Source organism: Flavobacteriales bacterium (assembly GCA_016716605.1).
Classification (GTDB): Bacteria; Bacteroidota; Bacteroidia; order Flavobacteriales_F; family PHOS-HE28; genus PHOS-HE28.
On record JADJWA010000001.1, the window covers coordinates 3,236,010 to 3,259,052 of the forward strand.

Genomic DNA, 23,043 nt, shown 5'->3' on the forward strand with positions numbered 1-23,043 from the left:
GCGCTAGCTTGGCCGCCATGCCCGCAAGCAAGCAGGCTCTCCTGCACCGCGACCACGCAGGCGCTGTGTATGCGTTGCTGGTGATCGGCGATGAAGTGCTCTCCGCTGGTGGCGATGGCTTCTTGCTTTCATGGCGACCCAGCGCGCCCGGGCACACAACGGCCATCGCCCGCTTCCAGCACCCGGTGTACTGCTTGGCGCACGACGCTCGTCGTCAGCTGATCCATGCCGGCACCAGCAATGGTGACCTGCATGTGATCGACCTCGCCCAACGCAGGCTGCTCACCAGCATTGCAGCCCATTCGCGCGGCACCTACGGCCTGCTGCCCATGCCCGATGGCAGCGTGCTGAGCGTGGGCGGCGATGGCATCCTGGCCCGATGGTCCGGGAAGGAGCGGGATCATGAACCGCCGTTGCGCCGCATTCCGATAGCGGAGGGCAAAGTCAGGGGGCTCGCGGTGAGCCAGGACGGTCATCTGATCGCCGTGGCCTACGGAGACGGGCGCATCGAGCTGCTCCACGCATCGGATCTGAATGCCGCCGGATCCTGGCGAGCGCACGAGGGCGGCACCCTTTGCGTAGCCTTCCATGCGAGCAAACCGGTGCTGCTCAGCGGTGGTAAGGATGGCCATCTGCGGGCGTGGCGCCTGGATCGCACCGGCGACCTGGTCCTTGAAGCCGCCGCGCATCGCGGGGCCATTTATGCAATCGCGCAGCAAGGTGATGTGGTCTCCACCGCATCACGCGACAAGACCATCGGACTTTGGGAAGCAGGAACGCTCCACCTGTACAAGCGCTTGAGCGGAGGCCATTCGCACAGCGTGAATGCGCTTGGGTGGCAGGCGGAAGCACTGATCTCCGCTGGTGACGACAGGCGGGTGATCCGTTGGGGGCACGATCAGAACGGATAGATCAACGGGATCAGCGCTACTGCGAGCACGAAGAAGATCAGGCTGAGCGGAAGTCCCACGCGCATGAAGTCGATGTACTTGTACTGGCCTGCCGTATAGACCATGGCATTGGTCTGGTAGCCGATGGGCGTCATGAAGCTGGCGCTGGCCGCGAAGCACACCGCCATGATGAAGGGCGTTGGCGAAGCGCCGATCTGCTGCGCGATGCCGATGGCGATGGGTGTGACGAGCGCGGCCGTAGCCGTATTGCTCACCATCTCGGTGAGCATCATGGTGATGAAATAGACACCGGCCAGCACGGCCACCGGACCGAATGGCTGCAGCACGGAGACTGCCTTTCCAGCGATGAGCGCGTCGAGCCCGCTCTTGTGCATGCCGTGGCCAAGGCTGAAGGCACCGGCCATGAGGAAGATCACCTTCCAGTCGATGGACTCATAGAACTCCTTCATGGTAAGGCAGCCCGTGAGCGCAACCAGGATCACGCCGACGAGGGCGGCCAGCACCACAGGCACCGTGGTGAGGCTGCTCACCAGCACCACGCCCAGTACCACGGCCACCCCGATGAAGAAGCGCTTCCTGTCGAACTCGGCGATGCCCTCTTGCTCGGCCAGGATCGCGAAGGGCGCATCAGGCGAGCGCTCCATCTCCTTCAGGGTCGTGAGGTAATGCGATTTCACCTCGGCGAGCACCACGTCACCGCTGCGCAGCACGGTATCGTGCAGGCGCTCATGCACCACATCCTCGCGGTGGCGCACGGCCAAAGGGACGGCGCGGTAGGTGCGGATCATGTCGGCCTCCCGGAGCGAAACCCCGTTGAGCGGGCTTGCGGCAGTGATCACCAGTTCCACGAGCGTGGTGCCGCGCGCGCGCAGGTCGTCGCCGGCCAGGTGCATGGCCGTCTTCACGCTGATGTTTGCCCGGTCCTTCAAAGCCTTGATGCGCTCCACATCGCAGCGCACCTTGAGCATGTCGCCAGCCTCCAGCACCATATCTCCCGGCGGGAGCACGAAGCGCTTCTCGCCTCGCACGATCTCGATGATGTCCATCTCCAACTCGCGCACCAGCGCGCTGTCCATGATGCGCTTGCCCACGAAACGAGTGCCAGGAAGCAATTCCACCTCCGTGAGGTAGCCACCCATGCCATAGCGCTCCTTCGCGTCGGTCTGCGTGGGATCAGCCGGCAGCAGCTTCCTGCCGAAAAGGACCATGTAAAGGATGCCAACCACCAGCAGCACCAGGCCCATTGGGGCGAGTTGGAACATGCCGATCGATCCGCTGCCAAGTTGGGTGCTAAGCCCGCTCACCACGATGTTGGTGCTGGTCCCGATCAAGGTCACGGTTCCACCGAAGATGGTGGCGAAGCTCAAAGGGATCAGCAGCTGGCCCGGATGCATGTTGGCCGAGCGGGCCATTTGCACAGCCACTGGGATGAAGACTGCAACGATCGGTGTATTGTTCACGAATGGGCTGATGCCACCAGCAAGGGCCATCAGCACCAGCAGTCCGCTCACCTTGTTCTGGCGGAATCGTTCGCTGAGCCGTGGACCAAGCGTGGCCAACGCACCGGAACGGACGATCGCGGCGCTCAGTACGAACATGAAGGCTACGGTCAAGGTGGCGGGGTCGCTGAAGCCGGAGAGTCCCTCAGCAGGGGAGATCACTCCAGTGGCCACCAGCACCGCCGCGATCATCAGCGCGACCAGGTCGATGCTGAGCTTCTCGCTGATGAAGAGCGCGAGCGCCACCACCACGGTGCCGGCGACGATCCACTGATCGGGAGTCAAGGGCATGCGGGCCTAAAGTAGCGGGCCCCTTTCGGTCAAGGCTAATGCCCAAAGCGGAAGAGCGCCAGAGCGCTCCGGTTTCACTCGATGGTGAACTCCTGGGAAAGCGCGAGGCCCTTGGCTTCCACGCTCAGGGTATGCGTGCCGCGCGGCAATTGACCCTTATCAAGCCGCCGGACCAGCTCACCGGTCAGGGCTTTGCCTTCTTCACGATAGATCACCCGGCCCTGCTGATCGAGGATCTGCAGCACCACATTACCGATGCGGCGCTCACCTTCCACGAGGATGCTCACAAAGGCCGAGGTCTTGTTGCAATGCACCTTCAGCTTGCCTTCGCCGCCCTTATCGGCTGCCCTGGCACCAATAGCCAAACCCAGGGCAGCGGTGAAAAGGAGTGTGAGACGAAGATTCATTTATGGACGGGCGGGCATGCGAATATAGCCAGCTAGCCAGTGTGAAATCCAATCGGCCGAAATGCTCAACTGCTGAATGAGGCTTGTACCATCACGTTCCCGGCGCCCGTTCGCAGCGCATAGGAGAATCCTTGTGCCAACGCGAATCCGCCGAAAGCACCATCGGCACGGATGGCGAGAAAGCCCACTTGCATTCCTAATATATCCTTGTTCTTGAGCCGAATACGCCTTACTGCTTCACGGCACGCTTCCTCCGGAGTGCGCCCTTGACGCATGAGTTCAACCACGGTATGGCTGCCCGCGGTGCGGATCACCAATTCGCCTACGCCGGTGGCGCATGCTGCACCGGCAACGCCGTCAACGAACAAGCCTGCTCCGATGATGGGGCTATCCCCCACCCGGCCATGGACCTTGTAGGCCATGCCGCTGGTGGTGCAAGAGCCGGCCAATCGGCCTTGCGCATCCATGGCCACCATCCCTATGGTATCGTGGTTCTCGATGTTGGCCACGGGCTTGTATTCGGAGCGCTCCTGCCATTGCTCATAAGCAGCGCGCGCACTTCAGGCAGGTCGACCACCTTGGTCTCGAATCCATTCTCCGCTGCCCAGCGCTCGGCACCATCACCCACCAGCATCACGTGCGGCGTGCGCTCCATTACGGCGCGGGCAATGCTGATGGGGTGCTCATACCGCTGAATGAAGGCGACCGCCCCTGCTCTTCCGTCGTGGTCCTGAATGCAGGCATCGAGCGTTACGTGCCCATCGCGGTCGGGATTGCCGCCAAGGCCCACACTCCTGTTCGTGAAATCGCTTTCCACGACCATCACGCCCTGCTCTACGGCGTCCAGCACCGTACCACCAGAGTGCAAGACTTCCCATGCCCGCTCGTTGGCCGGAAGCCCGTGATCCCAAGTGCTGAGAACGAGCGGGCCACCATGAGGGCGCTGGTCCTTTTCAAGTGGACCGTCTGCAGTATCCGGTATTCCGCAACCGGCGAGATAGGCGGCCGATCCGGCCAATCCGAGTTGAACAAAGCGTCTGCGCTGCATGGCCAAGGCGATGGGGGTGAATGGCGCGCGAGCAATGTAGCGGCCGAGCGGTCAACTGTAGTGGTTTCCTTTGCCTTCCATGATCCGTTGCCCAATCCTCCTGATTCTTACGGTGTCCACAGCCGTCGCCCAGCCTCCTCCGGGTTACTACGACAGCGCGCAAGGGTTGAGCGGCGAGGCCCTGCGCACGGCCCTGGGCGAAATCATCAGCCCGCACAACGTCCTCGCCAACAGTCAGCTCTGGGCGGCATTCGCTCGCACGGATCGAAAGTCCGATGGGACTGTCTGGGACATGTACAGCGATGCACCTGGTGGTGCGTTGCCTTACGCCTTCCAATTCGTTTCGGACCAATGCGGCACGTACGACGGCGAAGGTGATTGCTTCAACCGCGAGCACACTTTCCCTGTGAGCTGGTTCAATGATGCCGCGCCGATGAACACTGATCTGCACCACATCTACCCGACCGATGCCTGGGTGAATCAGCAACGCGGAAGCTGGCCTTATGGCGTTACCAATGCTCCCGCGTGGACGAGCCAGAACGGAAGCAAGCGCGGCCCGTGCTCCTTGCTCGGGTGCAGCGGAACCGTGTTCGAACCGATTGACGCTTACAAGGGCGACCTGGCCCGCGCCCATCTGTACATGCTCACGCGCTACCGGTCTGAAGCCGGGGTTTGGCCCGGCCCGATTCTCTTGGGGGGCGAATTCCTCCCTTGGATTGAGGGCATCCTGCTGGCTTGGCACGCACAAGATCCTGTGAGCGACAAGGAACGCGCCCGGAACGATTCGGTGTTCGTTATACAAGGGAACCGCAATCCGTATATCGACCAACCCGAATGGGTGCTCAGCATATGGGGACCTGAGGCCAGCGTTCCCGAAGAGGATCAATCCAGTTTGCGGTTGCACATGCAGGACGATATGCTGCGCATAACGCGTTCCGATGGTCAATCGATCGGGCGCTTCAGCATCCATGATGCAGCAGGCCGACAGCTCATGCAACGTTCCGCGCAGGCGGATCAGGTGAGCTTCACGTTCGCGCCGGCACGCGGCATGTACTGGCTGCGCTTCGATTCGTCGCCAAACTGGATCGCACGGATAGTGCGCTAATCCGCCCGGACAATCGTGGCCACGGTTCGGCCTTCTGTGCGGATCACATAGACCCCGACTGGCAATGGCCCCAGATCGAGGGTGGCCGGTCCCCCGGGGAGCCTTTCCTGGAGCAACACGCGACCAGTAAGGTCGAGCAATTCGACTAGAGCGGCGGTGGGCAGCTCAAAGCGAACCGGACCATGGGTCGGATTCGGTGCCACCATCAATCGATTGTCCGAAGCATCTGTGATCGCGGTGCTCAGGCCGCAGCTCACAGCCGTGCCGCATGCCAACTCGCTCAGGAACAGTGCCGTCCAATTGAGCGCATTGGCTTGGTCGGAGCTCAGGTAGCCCACGTGCCCATTGCCGGGATAGCTCTTGAAGCAATGCACCAAGCCTTGATGCGCAGCGCGCAAATGGATATCGTGGCTGCCACTGGCGGTGAGCCCCGTGGGCAGGCCAACCACATAGACCGGGGCCGTGTAATAGGGCACCACGCCATCGCCCTCCTCATGAATGCTGGCCAAAGGCGGGTCACCGGCTACGACCCAGCTTGAATCGCCGATGGCACCGCTGAAGCTGTAGATCCCATGTGCCCGGCTGGAATAGCCTGGGCTGCCACTGTTGCCCTCGAGGCCTCCAAGGCCGGGCAGCTCTCCAGCGATCTGGGATGGAATCTCGCTGTCCTGATCGAGGTACATGGCGTGCAGCGCGCTGATCGCTCCGGCTGAAACGCCGCCGATGTAGATGCGCGTGGTGTCGATGCCGTATGGGTTACCGAGCTCGGCAACGCTCTTGCGCAGGTATCGCACGCAAGCGTTCATGTCGTGGGCGCCGCGCATCACGGCCCGCATGGTGGTGGTCTGGTTCGGCAGGAAGAAGCCGACCCGGTAATCATTGGCCACCGCCACAAAGCCGCGCTTGGCCATGTCGGTGCAAATAGGCGCCACGTCGGCACGTGAGCCACCAACGAAAGAACCGCCGAAGGCGCAGATCACCACGGGCCGCAGGGCCAAGGCATCGCCGGATGGCTCGTACACATCCATGCGCAAGGTCTGGTTGCTGCCGTTCACGCCTGTATTGCTGCCGAACACCACCGCGCTGGTGACGCTCACATCCGGGAAGAAATTCGCGGTGGCGTAGCGGCCATTGCCGCATTCCTGGGCGGAGCAGTTCAACGCGAATGCAGCCACGATGGCCGTGTTCAGATTCCTCATGGGCGGTTCAGGTTAAGGTGCTGCAAAGTAGGCCGTTCACTGATCCGTGAATCAACCTCGACCTGATGGCGATGGATGTTGGCACAGCTTTGGCCTAGCGGCACCGCCAAAGAAAGCCATACCATGAACAAGCAACTCGTCCTCCTCGCAACGGCCCTGTTCGTTTCAGGCGCCTCGGCCCAATTCCAATTCAACCCCCAAGCGGGCATCAACTTCCAGAGCATCACGAATCCAGGGGCCGGCATCGAATACAAGGCCAACGTGGGCTGGCAGCTGGGTGCCGACCTGCGATTCGGCAACCGTCTCTTCTTCCAGCCCGGCGCCCATTTCGGACGCAGTTCCACCGCTTACAAGGCAATCAACAACGATACCCTGCTCTTCGAGAACGACCTGGTTCGAACCAATCTGAAGCTCAATGCGCTGGTGGGCTATCGGATCATCGACAGCTATCAGTTCGACCTCCGCTTCATGGCGGGCCCCACGTACGATGTGCTGCTCAGCGTTGACAACCGGAACGACCAGATCGGGTACAACCGCGGCGATTTCCGCACCGGCTCCTTCAACCTCGACGCCGCCCTCGGCTTCGATATGGGCCTTGTAACGGTGCAGCCCGGGGTCAGCTTCGGCCTGAGCCGGGTATTCAAGGACAACCCCACGGTGCAGGACATCGGCTCTCGCTACCTTTCCTACGGCGTAACGATCGGAATCAACCTCGGCGACGACGACAAGTAATCGCCGCGCCCCTCGGGCAGCGCCTCCTGCAATCAGGGGGCGTTGCTCGTATTGAACCCCAGCGTCGGGCCTTTGACGCCCAAGGTGCCGGAACTAGAGCAGCTGCATCCACCCGCCGCCATTGCTCACCTCTTCAAGTCCCGCTGCCTTCAAAAGGCCAAGTGCAGCACCGCTCCGGGCGCCGCTGCGGCAGCAAAGCACGATCGGCGCTTGCATTCCGCACATCTCATCCAGGCGATCCGGCAATTGGTCGAGCGGGATATTCACCGAGCCCGGCACATGGCCGTCCGCGAACTCCTCTGGGGTGCGCACATCAACGATGGTGGGCATTGGCGAATAATGGAGCAGTGTGTGGAGCTGATGGGAGTCGAACCCACGACCTCGTCATTGCGAACGACGCGCTCTGGCCAGCTGAGCTACAGCCCCAAGGGCGTGCGAAGTTGCGAAGGATCGGTGAACCGAAGACCCATTGCCGCCGTAAGAGGCCGCCATGCAACAATGGCTGCTCACCGTGATGGTGCTCTGCGCTGGCGGAGCCGGGGCTTCGGCTCAAGGCGATCTGGCGTACATGCCGAAGGCCGCACCGGCCATGACCGCTGATGATGAGCGGATCGTGATGACCGAGACGCAAGTTCCGGAGCGGGTTGAATTGCACTTGCCGCCGGGGACATTTCAATTGGACCTGATCAACAGCGCTGGCAACGTGGTGGAGCAATACGATGCCGCCGACCGCATGGGCTTCGACCTGACTGGGCTTCGGCCCGGCACATGGACCCTGCGCGCCCGCACACCGAACGGCTTCCGGGTGAGGCGCTTCGTGGTGCACTACCGCGAGGGCCAGAACTGGGTGGTTGAGGCGTGGCCGGTACCGCGGCGAAAGCCCAAGTGAAGCGTACCTGCGTGACACCTGTCGCTGACCTCCCAATAAGCCACCTTGATCCGACCGCCCATCCTACAAAAGCCGACCGATCATGCGAGCACCCGTGAGCTATTACCAGGAAGTCCTCGCCAAGATCAGTCATGCGGACCGCGCGACCTTCCGCAAGGAGCTGCGCAAGGCCTTCAAGCGCCTGCTCCCGGATGAGCGTGAAGAGCTCAAGCGATGGTTCCGATCATCCTGCTTGTGCCGCCCGGACTCGCACCCGCCCGGTTGTGCGAGCGCCGTCAGTTGAAATAGCGGCTGTTCCAGGCGTCCTTGCTGAATTGCCCGAAGAACGCGAACCACCCGAAGAGGGTGAAGCCGCTCAGCGCCATCACGCTCCAGAACAGGAAGAGCAACCGTTGCCCATTGAGCGCAGGCAGGCCTGCATCGCCCAGCCATGCCCCAGGCAATGCGGTCGTGAGCAACAACGATGAGGCGAGCACGGCGAGCGCAAGGTGCAGCGGGCTGCGCACCATCCAGAAGGCCGCTGCCCGCCACGGCGACAGATCCCGGCCCCACTGAGCCACCAGGTAGTAGCGGTCGTTCCCGATCGGGACGAAGAGCATAGGATCCGCTTCGCTGTCACACAGTTTGAATTGAGCGGACGGGGCCATCACCATGTAGCTCACCACTTGATCGCCCACGCGCCGCTCCAGCTGCCTCATGCCATAGACCGCTTGTCCGGGTATCCGGCCTTTGTAACGAGCCCCTTCCAGGAAACGCAAGCGGTAGGTGATGCACATCGAACGGATGGCCGATAAGGAGAACACGCGGTCCGGTTCGGCAACCGACAACTCCACAGGAACAGGCTTGCGTGAGGCGCGCAACGACGCCCGCAAGCGGTCATCGATATCGGCTTCATCGGCCAGCAACTCATGCGCTTCCTGAATGAGCTTTGATTGGCCCAGCAGAGCCAACTCAAGCCGTTCGCGCTCGGTATTGGCAGCCATTGATCGCTTTTGTTTGCCCGGATAACGCTCCGGAGCATTGAATCGTGCGCTGCTACAAGCTCTGTTCGGCCTCCGGCAACTCGCCCATGCCCGCGGACTCGGCGGCCTCAGCAAGCCGGACATGCTCAGGAGCGTCGCTCGCCACGGTTGATCGCACCGTGCTATTGGGCGGGAGCACGCCGCACTTGGCCACCACCTCAATAGGGTTCCTGAAGGTGCCTTTCTCCACTACGACATTCCAGACCGACTCGAACGGAATCACGAACCTCACCGGCGATTCCTCGAAAAGGCCGCCATAATAGGAGTACGTCTTGCCGAGCTTGTAATTCTTGTAATCCCTACCGGTCATGAACTTCACCTTGGTGGCCACGTCGATATCCACCTCGATGATCTCCTTCTTCTTTAATTCGAAGGCTTTATGCAGGAACTTCATGGTGCTTGCTTGTTCGGGGTCGAAGATAGTGGCGCTCAGAGCTTCACGCTGAGCACCGGGAAGGTGGTGTGGTTGACGATATCCTCTGTGAGGCTTCCGTTCACCACTTGGAAGAAGCCCTTACGGCCGTGGGTGGCCATGGCGATCATATCCGCATCGATGCTTCGGCTGAAATTCAGGATGCCCTCCTCGATGCTCAGGTCGTTATAGATGGTTGCTGTGTACTTCGAGAGCTCATGGCGCTGCAAGAAGGCATCCATCGCCAAGGTGCTATCCTCGCTCCGCTCGAACGCCTTGGGCGTATTAACCTTGAGCAGGTGGATGCGCGGGTTCCAGATATCGATAATGGGCCTGAAGGCCTCGAATTTCTCTACATCGGCCGGGCTGAAATTGCTGGCGAAGACCAGGTCGTCCACGCGGAACTCATCGGCATGCTGCTTGATCACCAGCACGGGCATGGGCGCCATACGCACGATGCGCTGGGTATTGGAGCCAACGATCCCGCGCAGGCCGGTTGCGCCGTGAGAGCCCATCACGATCAGATCGGCAGCGGCGATGCGATCGTTACGGAACATCTCCGTGAGCCCGAGCTGGCGCAGCATGAATTTCTTCAGCTCAAGGCCTTCAAGGAAGGGCAACTCCGGGACCCGGTCGAGCCGGGCCTCGATGTCTTCGCGGAGCTTCTGGTTCTCCGGATGGAAATCGGTCATCTGCTCATACACGTGCACCACATCGATGCACGCCCCGGTGAGGCGGGCCAAGGTGGCAGCCACGCGCAGCGCGTCAGTGGCGCATTCGGAGAAATCATAGGGGACGACGATCGTGCGGATGCTCATGGTGCTGAAGAATGGGCCGCTGAAAGATATGCGGCGGATGGATGCGCAAGACTCGCTTCCGTCAGCCGGTTACTTTCGCCCCGATGCAGGCCGCACCGACTTTCCGGGTGGATGCCACGGACAAGACCCCGCGGATCGAGCTCGACTCCGCTACGGGTGTTCTGGAACTGGTGGGCTGCTCCATTCCTGAGAATGCCGACCGTGTCTTCGGGCCGCTGCTCGATGCCGTGGAGTCCTATGCGCAAGGGCCGAGGCCAAGAACCATGATCCGGATCGGCCTCACCCACTTCAATTCAAGCAGCGCCAAGTACCTGCTTGATGTGCTCAAGCGCTTCGAGGACATCCATGCCGAGGGCCGCACCAAGGCGTTGGTCGAATGGCGATTTGCGCCGGGCGATCTGGATATGAAGGAGGCCGGCACCGATTACCGCAGCCTGCTCGAGATCCCAGTGAAGCTCGTGGAGGATCTGGCCTGATCCTGATCCCCTCAGCGCTCGATCAGCTGTTCGGCCCACTCGCGCTCGCTGATCGCGATGCCATCACGGAAGTGGACCACTTGACCCCAAGGATGCGTGACCTTGCGGTACACTGACTCATGGCCGCCACGCACCACCCTGCGCTCCAGCACCACGGCCCTGCCTTGCAAGAAGGTGCTCTCTTGGATGCCATCCGTCAGCGGATGCTCCTGTGCCATCGGGCGCGCTTCTGGAGCAGCCTTGGCGGTCCTTGCCGCCAACGCAACAGGTTTGCGATCAGCCGTTGAACCTTCAAGCTTCGACTCAACGGACCCTGATTCCACAGGGTGGCCGCCCTCAATCGGGGTCGGGGGTACTACAGGCACAGGTGGGGTTACGATGCTGACGAGCGAGTCGGGACGCCTCGCTGGGGCCACGGCCTGCTCGGCGTCGCGCTTCGCGATCAGGGCTTGCAGATCCTGGATCTTCACCTTGGGGAACACGTTCAGTGGTCGCCGCGCCCGGGCTGCATGGAAGCCCAACAAGGCTTCATCATAGCGCTGTTGCTGAAACAGCGCCTCGGCTTCCGCCATCAAGGCACGGAACTCAGAATCGCTGCTGGCGGCTTCCTGCTCCTGCCTGGCCACGCGCGCTCGTTCCTTCGCGCTCATACCAGCGAATTCAGGCGTCAGGCTCTGATCGGGCTGCGCCAATGCCGGCGACCCAAGAAGGATGAGAGCAAGCAGGCTGTAGCGCATATCGGTGGTCGAAGGTACCGGGGGGCCTCACCGCTGCACAGGAACGGACACCTTGATACCCACCGGTGGCCGTTGATACGCGTTTCATCGGCCGCCAGTTGCCCAATGGCCGAATACCTTCGCCGCCGCGAACGAAACCGGCCTTTCAAGGCGTTCATCCATCAATCCATCGCCATGCGCGCAATCACACGAATCCTGCCCGTTATCGGCTTGCTGGCCGCCTGCCAGGGCGACCTCAAGGACAACCCCCAGTACCAACAGCTGCAGGAGGACGCCAACCAATCGCAGGCCTTGGCAGCCGAACGCGACAGCACGATCAACGCGCTTTTCGGCACCATCAACCGCATCGGGGAGAACCTCAGCACCATCCGTGCGAAGCAGGGCCAGCTCGGGAAGCCGGGCGAAGGGGCGGAACAGGCCGATCTGGAGCAGCGGATCATGGCCGACCTGAGCAGCATCGATGGCTTGATCAATGAGAACAAAGAGCTGATCGCCAGGTTGCGCAAACAGGCTAAGGCTTCGGCCTCGAACATCGCCGAGCTGGAGAAGACCATCGCCGGGCTCGAAGGCAGCATGGCCGAGAAGGACACCGAGATCAGCGTGCTCAAAGAGCAGCTCGCCAGCTCGAACAGCTCATTGGCCACGCTGATCGAGATGTACCGCGACAAGAGCCAGCTGAGCGAAATGCAGCGCGCAGACCTGAACACCGCCTATTACGCCATCGGTTCCGCCAAGGAGCTGCGCGCCAACGGCGTGCTCGCCAAGGAAGGCGGGGTCGTGGGGATCGGCGCCGTGAACAAGCTGAACGCGGAGAACCTGCCCAAGGACTACTTCACGCGCATCGACATCACGCGCACGCAGGAAATCGCGCTCGCGGCCAAGAAGGCCAAGCTTGCCACCACCCACCCGGCAGGCAGCTATCGGCTCGAGGGCGACAAGCTCACCATCACCGATGCCAACCAGTTCTGGAGCGTGAGCAAGTACCTGGTGGTGATCGTGGAGTGATCAGCTCCCTTTGGCGCCGCGCACGAGCAATTCGATCGCATCCCACATGCCGGGCTCGATCTGCTCCAGCAGGTTGAACTGCCCTGCGCCCTTCAGCCATTCGCCGCCGTCGATGGCAACCACCTCGCCATTCACATATGCGCTGTACGGTGATAGCAAGTAGGTGACCAGGTCCGCCAGCTCGTGGTGCTCGCCCAAGCGGCCCAAGGGCACCTTCTTGCGCATATCGAATTGCTCAACCAGCTCGCCCGGCAACAGGCGGCTCCAGGCGCCCTTCGTGGGGAATGGTCCCGGCGCAACGGCATTGGTCCGGATGCCGTGGCGCCCCCACTCTGCCGCGAGCGACCGCGTGAGCGCAAGCACTCCGGCCTTCGCGCAGGCGCTGGGCACCACATAGCCTGAGCCTGTCCAGGCGTAGGTGGTGACCACGTTCAGCATGCTCTTGTCCTTCTCTCCTTTCGCGATCCAATGCTTGCCGAAGCTCAGCGAGCAGTTCACCGAGCCCATGAGGACGATGTCGATGATGGTGCGGAAGGCCTTCGGGCTGAGCCTTTCCGTAGGGCTGATGAAATTCCCGGCCGCATTGTTCACCAGCGCATCGACCCGCCCCCAGCGTGCCAGCACCGCATCACGCATGGCGTCCACTTGATCGGCCTCGCGCACATCGCAGGCCACGGCCATCACTTCGCCCAAGGGGGCCATCTCCGTGGTGGCCTTATCGAGCGAAGCCTGCTTGCGGCTGGTGATGGCCACGCGCGCGCCCAGGCGCAAGCATTGCTCGGCCATGCTCCGGCCCAGGCCGGTGCCGCCGCCGGTGATCACCACCACCAAGCCCTTAAGCGCGCCCTCGCGCAGCATCGGTGCCTTCTGTTCCATCGCTCTGCTGGTTTGCGGCCAAGATACCGTGCCGGCCTTGGCTGGCCTCCGACCGGGCTAGCGCCGTATCGCGCCCGTATCGGAGCTTTGGCCGCGTGCAGCGGTACCGCTACCTGATCGCCATCCTGCCGAGCTCGGCGCTCTCCGCCGAAGTGAACCGGAGACGTTCTGCGCTGCTTCCCGCGATCGGTCCGTTCGGCGGATCCCGCACCGCGCCGCACATCACCCTCTGCCTCCTGATCTGCCCGATGGCAATGAACCCGCCATCGTGGAGGCCGCGGCCGATGGCGCTGCGAGCTGCCCGTCGTTCAACCTGCATTATTCGGGCATAACGCATTTCCCAGAGCGGCGCACGATCTACATCGACCCTGTTCAGAAGAACGATATCGGCAAGGTGCGCAGCGCGATCATCGTAAGGTTGATGGCGGACCCCGACTTGCGCGATGCGGTGCGGGTAACTACGCACCCGCACCTCACCGTTGCGGCTGGTTTGAAGCCCATGCAATTCAATACGGCTTGGGCGCTGCTCGCGCCGCACGAACATGCAAGCGAAGAGCGCGTGAGCGAAATCGTCCTATTGAAGCGGCTCCTGCGCGAAGGCGAGCGCTATGCGATGGTGAGGTCGTTCGCGCTCCGCGGATGAACGGGATGGAATTGAGCGGCGGCGGACGGAAGGGATACCGGCTACGAGCCAGCAGGGCCAGAACCAAGCTCAAGGCCGCGCAGGCATGAATGGGCACCGGCCTATGGCCGCGCCGAACGAATCGTGCTGGCCCGAAAGCCCTCAATCACCTATTGCTAAACCGCCGCGGCCTTCGTCATGGCGTTCCTCACAGCCACTTCCACCTTGCCCAGGAATGCATCCAGCTCAAGTTCCGTCCACGTTACACGGATATTGAAGCTGATGAGGCGACTGAGCACGGCATCGCTCTTCGGGAAGGCCATGGCCTTGAGGTCCTGCGGGAGGCCGAGCTCGTGCGCGACGAGCCTGTAGGGCATGCGCAGGTCCTTGATGTGGCCCCACTGCTTGATGTAGTGGTACATATTGTCGTACCAGTAGCCGCCGCCCACGCCGGCTTCGACCATGGCCTTGTGCGCCGCGCGTGCCGTGGCTTCATCGGGGAAGAGCAAGTGGAAGAAGGTGGCACTGTCGCCGGCATCGTCGCATTGCTTGCGGAACGCCAGGCCAGGGATCTTCGAGAGGCGCGCGTGGATGATGGCCTTATGCTTGCGCTGCTGGCTGATGATATAGGGCAGCTTGCGCGCCTGCGCCAGTCCGATGGCCGCGTTGATCTCGCCGATGCGGTAGTTGGTGCCCATGATCGGGTGGGGCTCCATGCCGCGGTTGTCGCCCTCGTGGCTGTGACCGTGGTCGCTGAGGTATTCGGCGGTCTTGATCAGCTGCTCATCGTTGGTGATGACGACGCCGCCTTCGCCGCAGGTGTTGATCTTGAAGAAGTCGAAGCTGAAACTGCCCATCTTGCCGAAGAGGCCGAGGTGCTTGCCTTTGTAAGTGGCCCCGAGCGCTTGGGCCGTGTCCTCGATCAGCATCAGGTTCTTCTCTTCGCATACGGCCATGATGCCATCGAGATCCGCCGAGGCGCCGCACATGTGGACGAGCAGGACAGCCTTGGTCTTCGGTGTGATCGCTGCGCGGATGCCTTCGGCGCTCATACACAGTGTCTCATCGATCTCCGCGAAAACGGGAATGGCCCCGGCGAATAGCACAGCCTCGATGGTGGCCACGAAGGTGAAGGGCGGCACGATGACGTGATCACCATAGCCCACGCCGCAGGCCGCGAGCATTGAACTTACAGCGGTGCTGCCGCTGCTCACGGCCAACGCGTATTTAGCCCCGGTGAACTTCGCGATCTCCGCCTCGAAGTCCTTGGCCTTCCACTGGCCCTTGCGCGCTGCATCGTGGTTGTAGCGGAAGAGCACGCCCGTGTTCAGGACGTCCATCACTTCCTTCTTCTCCTCTTCGCCAAAAAGCTCTGTGCCGGGCATGGGTTGCGGATTGATGGCTCCAAAAGTAGCTGGGGCATCAAGCCATTGCCTGATGCCTCTTCACATGACCGCTCGGCTTCTGATCACTCCTTCACGGTGATCCGCACCAGCACGTCCTCTTTCCCCTTCTTGTAAGCTTCCATGAGGATCTCCCCGGTGCCAACCCGTGTGAGGCGTTCCATGCTGAGCTGATAGAGCTTCACGCCCTTCACTTCGTCGGGATTCAGCACAGCATGCCGCTCCATGCGGCCGGTCGATTCATCGATGGCATCCGCGACCACGAGCACATCGCCCTTCATGCTGGGCGGCTCATCGCTGCGGATGTCGAGGTCCCTGCTCTTGCTGAAGTGCAGGAAGTGGTGCGCGCCAGCCCCATTCATGTACTTGAAGCTGGCGCCGATGGGTGCACGTGAACTGGCGCGCTTGGGAATTCGGTTCATCCACTGCAGCTTGTTGCTCGGGTCGATTCCGGCCACGAGGAGGTCATCGGCATGCCACACCGTGTAGCAGCGGGTGCCATTCTGGGTGGTCACGCATTCCACCGTGGTGTAACGCTTCTCACCCACCACGAGGAGGTCGCCGTCCTGGCCGATGAAGACACGGTTCAGGTCCATGCCCCAGAGCCCGAGGTCCTCGCCTTTGTCCTCTTTCTTCTCGTTGCGCTTCACGTCCTTGGCGCGGATGTACATGTTGATGAGCTCCTTCGGGATCTCGTGGAAGCCCACGCTGGCGAGCTCATCGCTGGTATCGAAGGCGCCCACGAAAACACCGTCGGCACCCGTCTGCTCCCAATTCTTCTTGTAGAAGCCCGCCGCGCGCAGGTCGCCCTTCGCATCCTCGAAGAAGGCGATTGACATGAGCTTCTGCCCAGCGAGCGCAAGCGGCGATTGCTCCCATGCCGTGCCCTTCCCGGTGCAGCGCAGGAATTCATACTGGTAATCCTCGTCCTTGCGTTCCTTCACCTTCTCCGCGTTGCCCTTGTACACGCTGGCGATGATGCAGATATCGCCTTTGGCATCGATGGTGTAATCCTTCATCGTCATGACATCGGTACCGTAGGGCAGCTTCACGTCCGCGCTCCAGCTGATGGCCAGGTCAGGGTTGAGCACGGCCACGGAAAGCTCCTTCACCTTGCGAAGCTCTTCATCCTTGCGCTCCTTCTTGTCCTTGAGGCGCTCGTACTGCACCACCAAGGTCTCCTCATCGGCACTGAGGATGAAGTCGAATTTGTCGGTGACGGCGAAGCGGTACCAGCCCGTAGCGGTCATCGTTCCGCTCACCTTGCCATTCACCGAGAGTACCTTCTTGCCCTTGCCCATGAATTGGCCCGCCTTCTTGTCGATCTCACGGGCGAAGAGCTGTTCAGTCTCGGCTTCCCTGTTCCAAAGCGAATAGAAGAAATACATGCGCCCGCCGAATTCGGCCACATGCTCGAAGACCATGTCCTTGTCGAAGTCCTCGTACTGCTTCATCCCGGTCTGCGAGAGCCCGTCTCCGCTGAGCTTCTGCACGAACCATCGACGGCCGTCAACCTTGATGCAGATGATGCCGTCCTCCACTTCATAGTAGCGCTTCACGCCATCGATGACCGGATAGGGCTTGCCCAATTCCACGGTGTAGTTCCCCGAGAGGGTGTAATCCTGGGCGGTGGCAGCCGGGATCAGGGCAGCAGACAGGAGGACTGAAAGCAGGAACGCGCGCATGGCTGATTTTTGGGGCCGCGAACATAGGGGTGCGGGCCCTCCGAAGGGAAAGGCGGCGCCGAACGCTCACCTGACTCTTCCGCCGGCGATCTTCTTGGTCACCAAAGGTGGCCGCTTCTCGCGCAGGAAGACATAGGATTCCGGACTGCTCTCGTCCGCCGCGAACCGGTAGCCGTTCTCAGCAAAGCCCTTGATCCGCTCCGGGTCCAGGATCCGGTGCTGTATGATGAAACGCGCAAGGGCGCCGCGTTGCTGCTTCACATAGGTCTGCAATGGCTTGTAGGCGCTGCCGACCTTGTCCTTGAACACGGGTGCGATCACCCGCGCGTTGAGCTTGGCCGCATCCACCGCATGGAAGTACTCGGCGCTCGCGCAGTTGATCACCACGTTGCTCCGCATGGCTTCCAGATCCGCATTCAGCGCTTCGGTGATCCGTTCGCCCCAATACGCATAGAGGTCCTTCGCCGGGCCCACGCCGAATGGGGTGCCCATCATCAGGCGGTAATCCTGCATGAGGTCCAGCGGGCGCAGCACGCCGTACAGGCCGCTGAGGATGCGCAGGTGCCGTTGGGCGAAGCGCAGGTCATCGGCGGATAACGCGCGCGCTTCGAGCCCGCGGTACACTTCGCCATTGAAGGCGAACACCGCAGGCCTGGCGTTCTCGGCGGTGAACGGCACCGACCACCGCGCGTACCGCTCGCGATTGAGCTCGCCGAGCTTGGGGCTCAGGCCCATGAGCGCAGAGAGCTTCTTCGCGCTGAGGGCCCTCAGCTTCTCCACCAAGGGGATGGCTGATTGCAAGAGGACCGGCTGGCTTGGAGCCGTGACCTTCGGCACTTCTTGCGCGAGGTCCTTGGCGGGGGAAAGCAGGATGATCATGCGCGCGAATTTGGGCGATGGCCCACGGTTATGCGGCCGCAGGAACCAAGCCCTCCTCCCCTACCTGCTTCACCCCGTGCTCCTTCCATTGGACGATCTCCGGCTCCGTGACCACGGTCATGATCATGAGCAGCACAATGGTGTACGGGTTCAAAGACCCAATGAGCCAGCTCTCGTACATGAGGCTGAAGAACACCGAGAACATGATGGCCTGGCTCATCGGCACCAGCTTGCTGGCCTTGTAGAAGAGCAGGAACAGGCTGCGCAGGAAGATCAGCAGGCCCACGATGCCCATGTTCAGCCACATGCTCAGGTAGGTATTGTGCACGCCCCCCTGATGGCCTTGGCTCTCGAGGTACAGCCGGTACCGGCGCATGATCGTCTCATCGTTGGCGAACCCGCCGCCGAAGACGAAGTACTTCTGGATGTGGCCCCAAGCGAAGTCCCAAGCGAAATAGCGGCCACTGCCTTCTTCCAGGGTCTCGAGCCTGAAATACTCCTGCAAGCCGAGTGCGATGATGATCGCCTCCAGGTTGCTGCTCACCACTTCAACCGCCAGGATCATGGCCACCAGGCCCACGAAGCCGAGCAGCGCTGAATAGGCGAAGAATCGGTGGAAGATGATGAAGATGGCCGCTGAGGCGAGCGAGGCCCGTGAGCCGCTCATCACCAAGAAGTAGAGGATGAAGCCGAATATGACCACCCGCTCGCGCCAATGGAAGAGCTTCGGATTAACCGCATTCACGACAGCTGCGAGCATGAGCAGCAGGTAGCAATAGATCGCCATGCCGTTGGGGTTCCCGAACATGCCCCGGAAACGGCCCATGACATGCGAGTACTTGGGGCTCATGGCCTGCAGGACGAAACCGAACAGGAGGATGAGCACCATGAAGAAGATCAGGTTCCGGAAGAAATCCCAGCCCTGCCTCCGATAGCAATAGAGCACGAAGTTGGGAACCACCAGGTACATGAGGGCGTAGCTCAAGGTCTTCTGCACCGACATGAACAGATTGGTGCTGAACACCAACGGGAAGATGCTGTACATGAAGAACGGCAGGAAGACCGTGAAAACGCCGGATAGCGGTGCGAATCGGCGTGTTTCCACCAGCAGGATCAGCGCCACCGCAACGATGTACAGGTTCTTGCCCGTCTTGAAGACATTGAGCATGTAGAACATGTCCTTCTGCATGTCGGAGATCACCAGCACGATCAGCATCCCGAACAGCACTTCCGGCCACAGATCACGCGATTTGAAGAAGAACACCGAGAGCGGCAGCAAGGCATAGATGGCCTGCTGCAGATAGAAGCCGGTGGCCAGCCAGACCAGCATGACCAGGACCAATTGCCAGTGCCCGCGGACGAAGGCTAGCATGCGTGGGGCTCGTTCATGGTTCCTGGAATCGGACCAATTGCTGCCGGGCTTTCGCAGGGCGCTCGCGTGCGAAGGTGCGCATGACCTCGGCTTCAAGCTCCCAAGCCGCAGCATTGGCGGGCTTCCGCCAGCGCGCCGTATGCCGGTGCATCTCGGGCCGCATGGCATCGCATAAGCTGTCGAGCACGGCCAGGCAGCGATCCGAGGACAGCGGGCCATCGATCAGTTCGAGGCCTACCGCCACGAAGCGCTTCCGCAGGCCTTCATGGCGCATCATCGCCAGGAACAGACGCGAGAGCGGCACCTGCGCGCTGCGCACGGTGGCGAACATGTCGTTGCCCGCCGGCGCGTTCGCACCGAAACCGAGGTCGCTATCGCCCATGATCATCCGCCAGCGTCCATCAAGCGGGGCTCCTTCAGGCTTGCCGGCATACCGCCAGTACTTCACGTTCTGACGCGGCCAATCCATGTTGCCCAGGATCATCTGTGAGGCCATGTACGCCAGGAATCCATCGAGGTCGAGGTGCGATTCGAGCGTGTCCAACCAGGACGGGTCGCGCGCATCCCAGCGCTCCGTGCCCGCCATCAACCGGAGGAAGCGCTTCGCATCGGCGCTATCGCCGCGATAGAGCGTGTTCTTGTCCTCGATGATCGTGATCCGCTTCGCCTTGGCGCCGTACCGCCGGGCCAGCTCTTGCTCATCGATCCGCTGCCGGATGTGGTAAACGCCCTGGTAAGCGCCATTGATGTATGCCACGCACGTGAGCGGCTTGCTCGATCCGAATGGGAGGGCCGCGCAGAGCCGATGCTGAAAGGCATCGCGGAGCACGGCCTTCACTTGGTCATTGCCCGCAGCGCGGAGCACGAGCGCACACGAGCCAGCGCCGTCGCCATCGGGGAACACCGGCACGGCCAAGGGCTCCTCGAGCAGGAGGCGGAAGGCATGCTGCGGGAACCCGCGCGTCATCTGCCCGTTGATCCGAACGCGCGCATCGGCTTGCAGCATCTCGCGGCCCTCTGCATCGATCAGCTGGAAGCGCGCCGGCCGCTCCCACTCCGCGCCGCGCCCGTGGTAATTGCCCGGGTACTTCCACCACTTGGGATCGATGGCATAGGACCGCGTGAGCGCCGTTGGCATCCGAAGGATCCCGTTGCCGGGCACCGCCAGGCCCCGGTCGACGCCGAGCAGCCCATCCGGTTCCATGCTGATCGATATCACCGGTAGCCCGTGCCGCTCGAAAAGGAAGGTGCGCATGGCGTAGGGGCCGCCCGCGCGATCGCCTTCGCCCTGCGCCGCACGCACCACCAACGCTTCCGGGAGGCCCGGCTTCGGATGGCGCCATTGAATGGCCGTTGGCGTGGCGAGCGCGCGGGCGATGGCGCGATGATCCGCACGCGCTTCCACGACAGCCTCCGCTCCGAACGGTGTTGCGCTCATCGGATCATTTGACGTGGTGATCCAGAGCCGGTCTCCCAGCTTCGCACTCACCCGGATCTCATCCGAGGCGCTGATGTAAGCCGTTCCAGGAGCGAATGCCGGGGCATCACCTTCTACAGCCAGCGGTGCCAGCGGCTTGCGCGGCACAGCGGCTCCGAGCCCGGCGCACACCGCAGCGGCCACCAAGAGCACCACGAAAGGCCTATTGTGCCCGTGAACGAGCATCGATCAACGCTGCTCTGGCGCGAAAGCCCATCGCGCCAACAGGCAGAAAGGGATGCCCACAGCGATCGCCACCAGCGGCGCATGGCCGCAACCCAGGCCAAGCACCAGCGCAGCGAAGCGCAGGGCGCGCTCCTTGCCGTTTCCGGCCTGGCCACCCATGAGCATGGCAAAGGCCAGAAGCAGCACGGCCAAAGGCAACTGCGCACCTGCGAAGCCGGCCGCCAGGGAGGCCGATGCGGCCCAAAGCGCGAGCTCCTTCATGCCTTCGGCGCCCAAGCGGCCGCCGATGCGCGCGAGCAGGGCGCCCAGCGCCGCTGCGCAGCAGGCCCTGAACAGCAGCAGCAGGATATCCTGCGGCGCGAAATGCCCCATGTTGTCCATGACGAAGCCGAGCCAGTCCATGCGCGTGGTTTGCCGCCAAAACTAGAGGCGGGGCGGCCATCGGCCGAATCGTGCGCAGATCCCCCCAAGTCCTGATCCGGCATATTTGCGGCCCGCTGCCGTGGATCACCGCCGCTGCGGCCCGCTGCGCGCCGATCCCAGGCCTTCACCCATGCTCTTCAACACGATCCAGTACGCGGCCTTCTTCCCGGTCGTTTTCGTGCTCTATTGGTTCGTGCTGCGTCGCCGGCTGCGGGCGCAGAACGCCATGCTGCTCGTGGCGAGCTACTTCTTCTATGCGTGCTGGGACTGGCGCTTCGTGTTCCTGCTGGCCTTCTCCACCCTGCTCGATTATTTCAGTGGCTTGCGTGTGCATGCGGCACGGTCGTCCGGCGCCAAGCGTGCCTGGCTCGTGGCCAGCGTGGGCATCAACCTGGGCTTCCTCGGCGTGTTCAAGTACTTCAACTTCTTCGCCGCTTCCTTCGCCGATCTGGCCCGTACCCTCGGGTACGAGCTCGATCCCGTGGTGATCGATGTGCTGCTCCCGGTGGGCATCAGCTTCTACACCTTCCACGGTCTTTCCTACGTGCTCGACATCTATTACGGGCGGAAGGAACCCACCACCGACCTGGTGAACTACTCGCTCTTCGTGGCCTTCTTCCCGCTACTGGTGGCTGGCCCCATCGAGCGCGCCACGCACCTGCTGCCGCAGATCGAGCGCCCGCGGGTGTTCGATCGCGCCCGCGCGGTCGATGGCTGCCGCCAATTGCTCTGGGGCCTCTTCAAGAAGATGGTGGTGGCAGATAACGCCGCGCGATTGCTCAACCCGGTGTTCAACCACCACGAGGAGTACCAGGCCAGCACCCTGGCCTATGCCGCCGTGCTCTTCGCTTTCCAGATCTACGGCGATTTCAGCGGGTACAGCGACATCGCCCTCGGATCGGCCCGGCTGCTGGGCATCGAGCTCCTGCAGAACTTCAGCTTCCCTTATTTCTCACGCGACATCGCCGAGTTCTGGCGGCGCTGGCACATCTCGCTCTCCTCGTGGTTCAGGGATTACGTGTACATCCCCCTCGGCGGCAATCGGGGCGGGAAATGGATGGCCGTGCGCAATACCGCCGTGATCTTCCTGGTGAGCGGATTCTGGCACGGCGCCAATTGGACCTTCCTCGCCTGGGGCGCTTTACACGCCGCGCTATTCATGCCCTTGCTGCTCAAGGGCAGCAATCGCAAGCACATGGGCACCGTGGCCGAAGGACGCTGGTTGCCCACCCTGCGCGAAGCCAGCGCCATGCTCTTCACGTTCAGCGCGGTCACCGTGGCATGGGTCTTCTTCCGCGCGCGGAGCATCGACCACGCGCTCAGCTACTTGGGCGCCATGGCCGATGCCAGCCTGTTCACCTTGCCCGAGCAACTCTCATTGCGCGTTCTGGCGGCCATCGCCTTGCTGCTCCTGATCGAATGGCGCGGCCGCGCGGACCGGCATGGACTACAGACACTGGGCCTGGCCTGGCCGCGCTGGGCCCGATGGCTATTCTATTACGCCATGATCTTCGTGATCCTGCGCTACGCAGGCAACACGCAGGAGTTCATCTACTTCCAATTCTGAGC

The 23,043-nt window shown here is 62.2% G+C and carries 24 protein-coding genes, 1 tRNA gene and 1 pseudogene; 9 read left to right on the plus strand and 17 right to left on the minus strand.

Features of this window, described 5'->3' with window-relative positions; translation table 11 throughout:
• Positions 1-17: 17 nt before the first annotated feature.
• Positions 18-911 carry a hypothetical protein gene (locus IPM12_13130; protein ID MBK9148746.1) on the plus strand — a complete coding sequence of 298 codons (894 nt, stop codon included), beginning with the start codon at positions 18-20 and terminating at the stop codon, positions 909-911.
• Here the strand turns inward: IPM12_13130 and IPM12_13135 are convergent.
• The 3 genes and pseudogenes from IPM12_13135 to IPM12_13145 form a co-directional block, all read right to left on the minus strand.
• On the minus strand, positions 899-2,701 hold the full coding sequence (locus IPM12_13135; protein MBK9148747.1) for an SLC13 family permease: 1,803 nt from the start codon (positions 2,699-2,701) through the stop codon (positions 899-901). The genes IPM12_13130 and IPM12_13135 overlap by 13 nt on opposite strands.
• A 74-nt stretch (positions 2,702-2,775) precedes the next feature.
• On the minus strand, positions 2,776-3,108 hold the full coding sequence (locus tag IPM12_13140) for a hypothetical protein (GenBank protein MBK9148748.1): 333 nt from the start codon (positions 3,106-3,108) through the stop codon (positions 2,776-2,778).
• Between the two features lie 65 nt (positions 3,109-3,173).
• A pseudogene (locus IPM12_13145) lies at positions 3,174-4,156 on the minus strand (N(4)-(beta-N-acetylglucosaminyl)-L-asparaginase).
• 79 nt (positions 4,157-4,235) lie between these two features.
• Here IPM12_13145 and IPM12_13150 point away from each other — a divergent pair.
• Entirely contained in the window at positions 4,236-5,261 is a 1,026-nt protein-coding gene (locus IPM12_13150) for an endonuclease (protein ID MBK9148749.1), read from the plus strand.
• Here the strand turns inward: IPM12_13150 and IPM12_13155 are convergent.
• Positions 5,258-6,460 (minus strand): carboxylesterase family protein, encoded by a 1,203-nt coding sequence (locus IPM12_13155; GenBank protein MBK9148750.1) that lies wholly within the window; start codon positions 6,458-6,460, stop codon positions 5,258-5,260. The genes IPM12_13150 and IPM12_13155 overlap by 4 nt on opposite strands.
• A 123-nt stretch (positions 6,461-6,583) precedes the next feature.
• On the opposite strand from IPM12_13155, the gene IPM12_13160 reads away from it, so the two are divergent.
• Positions 6,584-7,192 (plus strand): outer membrane beta-barrel protein, encoded by a 609-nt coding sequence (locus IPM12_13160; GenBank protein MBK9148751.1) that lies wholly within the window; start codon positions 6,584-6,586, stop codon positions 7,190-7,192.
• Between the two features lie 93 nt (positions 7,193-7,285).
• On the opposite strand, the gene IPM12_13165 is transcribed toward IPM12_13160, so the two are convergent.
• Positions 7,286-7,522 (minus strand): rhodanese-like domain-containing protein, encoded by a 237-nt coding sequence (locus IPM12_13165; GenBank protein MBK9148752.1) that lies wholly within the window; start codon positions 7,520-7,522, stop codon positions 7,286-7,288.
• Between the two features lie 22 nt (positions 7,523-7,544).
• Positions 7,545-7,618: transfer RNA gene (locus tag IPM12_13170), tRNA-Ala, on the minus strand.
• Positions 7,619-7,682: 64 nt separating this feature from the next.
• Between IPM12_13170 and IPM12_13175 the strand changes: the two genes are divergently transcribed.
• Together IPM12_13175 and IPM12_13180 are read left to right on the plus strand one after the other, a co-directional pair.
• Positions 7,683-8,081: a hypothetical protein gene (locus IPM12_13175; protein ID MBK9148753.1), complete on the plus strand. Its 399-nt coding sequence runs from the start codon at positions 7,683-7,685 to the stop codon at positions 8,079-8,081.
• Between the two features lie 82 nt (positions 8,082-8,163).
• Complete coding sequence (locus tag IPM12_13180; GenBank protein ID MBK9148754.1) at positions 8,164-8,364, plus strand: hypothetical protein; 201 nt, start codon at positions 8,164-8,166, stop codon at positions 8,362-8,364.
• On the opposite strand, the gene IPM12_13185 is transcribed toward IPM12_13180, so the two are convergent.
• Genes IPM12_13185 through IPM12_13195 form a run of 3 tightly spaced genes read right to left on the minus strand, consistent with a single transcriptional unit; the run spans position 8,357 to position 10,333 of the window.
• Positions 8,357-9,064 carry a hypothetical protein gene (locus IPM12_13185; protein ID MBK9148755.1) on the minus strand — a complete coding sequence of 236 codons (708 nt, stop codon included), beginning with the start codon at positions 9,062-9,064 and terminating at the stop codon, positions 8,357-8,359. The two genes, IPM12_13180 and IPM12_13185, sit on opposite strands and share 8 nt — an antisense overlap.
• Before the next feature lie 52 nt (positions 9,065-9,116).
• Positions 9,117-9,497: a DUF1883 domain-containing protein gene (locus tag IPM12_13190; GenBank protein MBK9148756.1), complete on the minus strand. Its 381-nt coding sequence runs from the start codon at positions 9,495-9,497 to the stop codon at positions 9,117-9,119.
• Between the two features lie 35 nt (positions 9,498-9,532).
• Positions 9,533-10,333, minus strand: a complete 801-nt coding sequence (locus IPM12_13195) for a universal stress protein (GenBank protein MBK9148757.1) — start codon at positions 10,331-10,333, stop codon at positions 9,533-9,535.
• An 83-nt stretch (positions 10,334-10,416) separates the two neighbouring features.
• Between IPM12_13195 and IPM12_13200 the strand changes: the two genes are divergently transcribed.
• Positions 10,417-10,809 carry a DUF1987 domain-containing protein gene (locus IPM12_13200; GenBank protein ID MBK9148758.1) on the plus strand — a complete coding sequence of 131 codons (393 nt, stop codon included), beginning with the start codon at positions 10,417-10,419 and terminating at the stop codon, positions 10,807-10,809.
• 11 nt (positions 10,810-10,820) lie between these two features.
• On the opposite strand, the gene IPM12_13205 is transcribed toward IPM12_13200, so the two are convergent.
• Positions 10,821-11,546: a hypothetical protein gene (locus tag IPM12_13205; GenBank protein ID MBK9148759.1), complete on the minus strand. Its 726-nt coding sequence runs from the start codon at positions 11,544-11,546 to the stop codon at positions 10,821-10,823.
• Positions 11,547-11,720: 174 nt separating this feature from the next.
• Here IPM12_13205 and IPM12_13210 point away from each other — a divergent pair, with 174 nt between their 5' ends.
• The gene (locus IPM12_13210) at positions 11,721-12,551 is read left to right on the plus strand and encodes a hypothetical protein (protein ID MBK9148760.1); all 831 of its coding nucleotides are present in this window, start codon (positions 11,721-11,723) and stop codon (positions 12,549-12,551) included.
• Here the strand turns inward: IPM12_13210 and IPM12_13215 are convergent, their stop codons facing one another.
• Positions 12,552-13,427: an SDR family oxidoreductase gene (locus IPM12_13215; GenBank protein ID MBK9148761.1), complete on the minus strand. Its 876-nt coding sequence runs from the start codon at positions 13,425-13,427 to the stop codon at positions 12,552-12,554.
• 67 nt (positions 13,428-13,494) lie between these two features.
• Here IPM12_13215 and IPM12_13220 point away from each other — a divergent pair, with 67 nt between their 5' ends.
• Positions 13,495-14,070 (plus strand): 2'-5' RNA ligase family protein, encoded by a 576-nt coding sequence (locus IPM12_13220; protein MBK9148762.1) that lies wholly within the window; start codon positions 13,495-13,497, stop codon positions 14,068-14,070.
• 155 nt (positions 14,071-14,225) lie between these two features.
• On the opposite strand, the gene IPM12_13225 is transcribed toward IPM12_13220, so the two are convergent.
• From IPM12_13225 to IPM12_13250, 6 genes are all read right to left on the minus strand, one after another.
• Positions 14,226-15,434, minus strand: a complete 1,209-nt coding sequence (locus IPM12_13225; GenBank protein ID MBK9148763.1) for a DegT/DnrJ/EryC1/StrS family aminotransferase — start codon at positions 15,432-15,434, stop codon at positions 14,226-14,228.
• Between the two features lie 83 nt (positions 15,435-15,517).
• Entirely contained in the window at positions 15,518-17,137 is a 1,620-nt protein-coding gene (locus IPM12_13230) for a hypothetical protein (GenBank protein MBK9148764.1), read from the minus strand.
• Positions 17,138-17,203: 66 nt separating this feature from the next.
• A complete protein-coding gene (yaaA, locus tag IPM12_13235) occupies positions 17,204-18,016 on the minus strand; it encodes a peroxide stress protein YaaA (GenBank protein MBK9148765.1) in 813 nt (270 codons plus the stop codon).
• Between the two features lie 28 nt (positions 18,017-18,044).
• On the minus strand, positions 18,045-19,388 hold the full coding sequence (locus IPM12_13240; GenBank protein MBK9148766.1) for an O-antigen ligase family protein: 1,344 nt from the start codon (positions 19,386-19,388) through the stop codon (positions 18,045-18,047).
• Positions 19,389-19,401: 13 nt separating this feature from the next.
• Complete coding sequence (locus tag IPM12_13245) at positions 19,402-21,051, minus strand: CotH kinase family protein (protein ID MBK9148767.1); 1,650 nt, start codon at positions 21,049-21,051, stop codon at positions 19,402-19,404.
• Positions 21,052-21,054: 3 nt separating this feature from the next.
• Positions 21,055-21,453: a hypothetical protein gene (locus IPM12_13250; protein ID MBK9148768.1), complete on the minus strand. Its 399-nt coding sequence runs from the start codon at positions 21,451-21,453 to the stop codon at positions 21,055-21,057.
• A 151-nt stretch (positions 21,454-21,604) separates the two neighbouring features.
• Here IPM12_13250 and IPM12_13255 point away from each other — a divergent pair, with 151 nt between their 5' ends.
• Positions 21,605-23,041, plus strand: a complete 1,437-nt coding sequence (locus IPM12_13255; GenBank protein ID MBK9148769.1) for an MBOAT family protein — start codon at positions 21,605-21,607, stop codon at positions 23,039-23,041.
• Positions 23,042-23,043 lie beyond the last annotated feature (2 nt).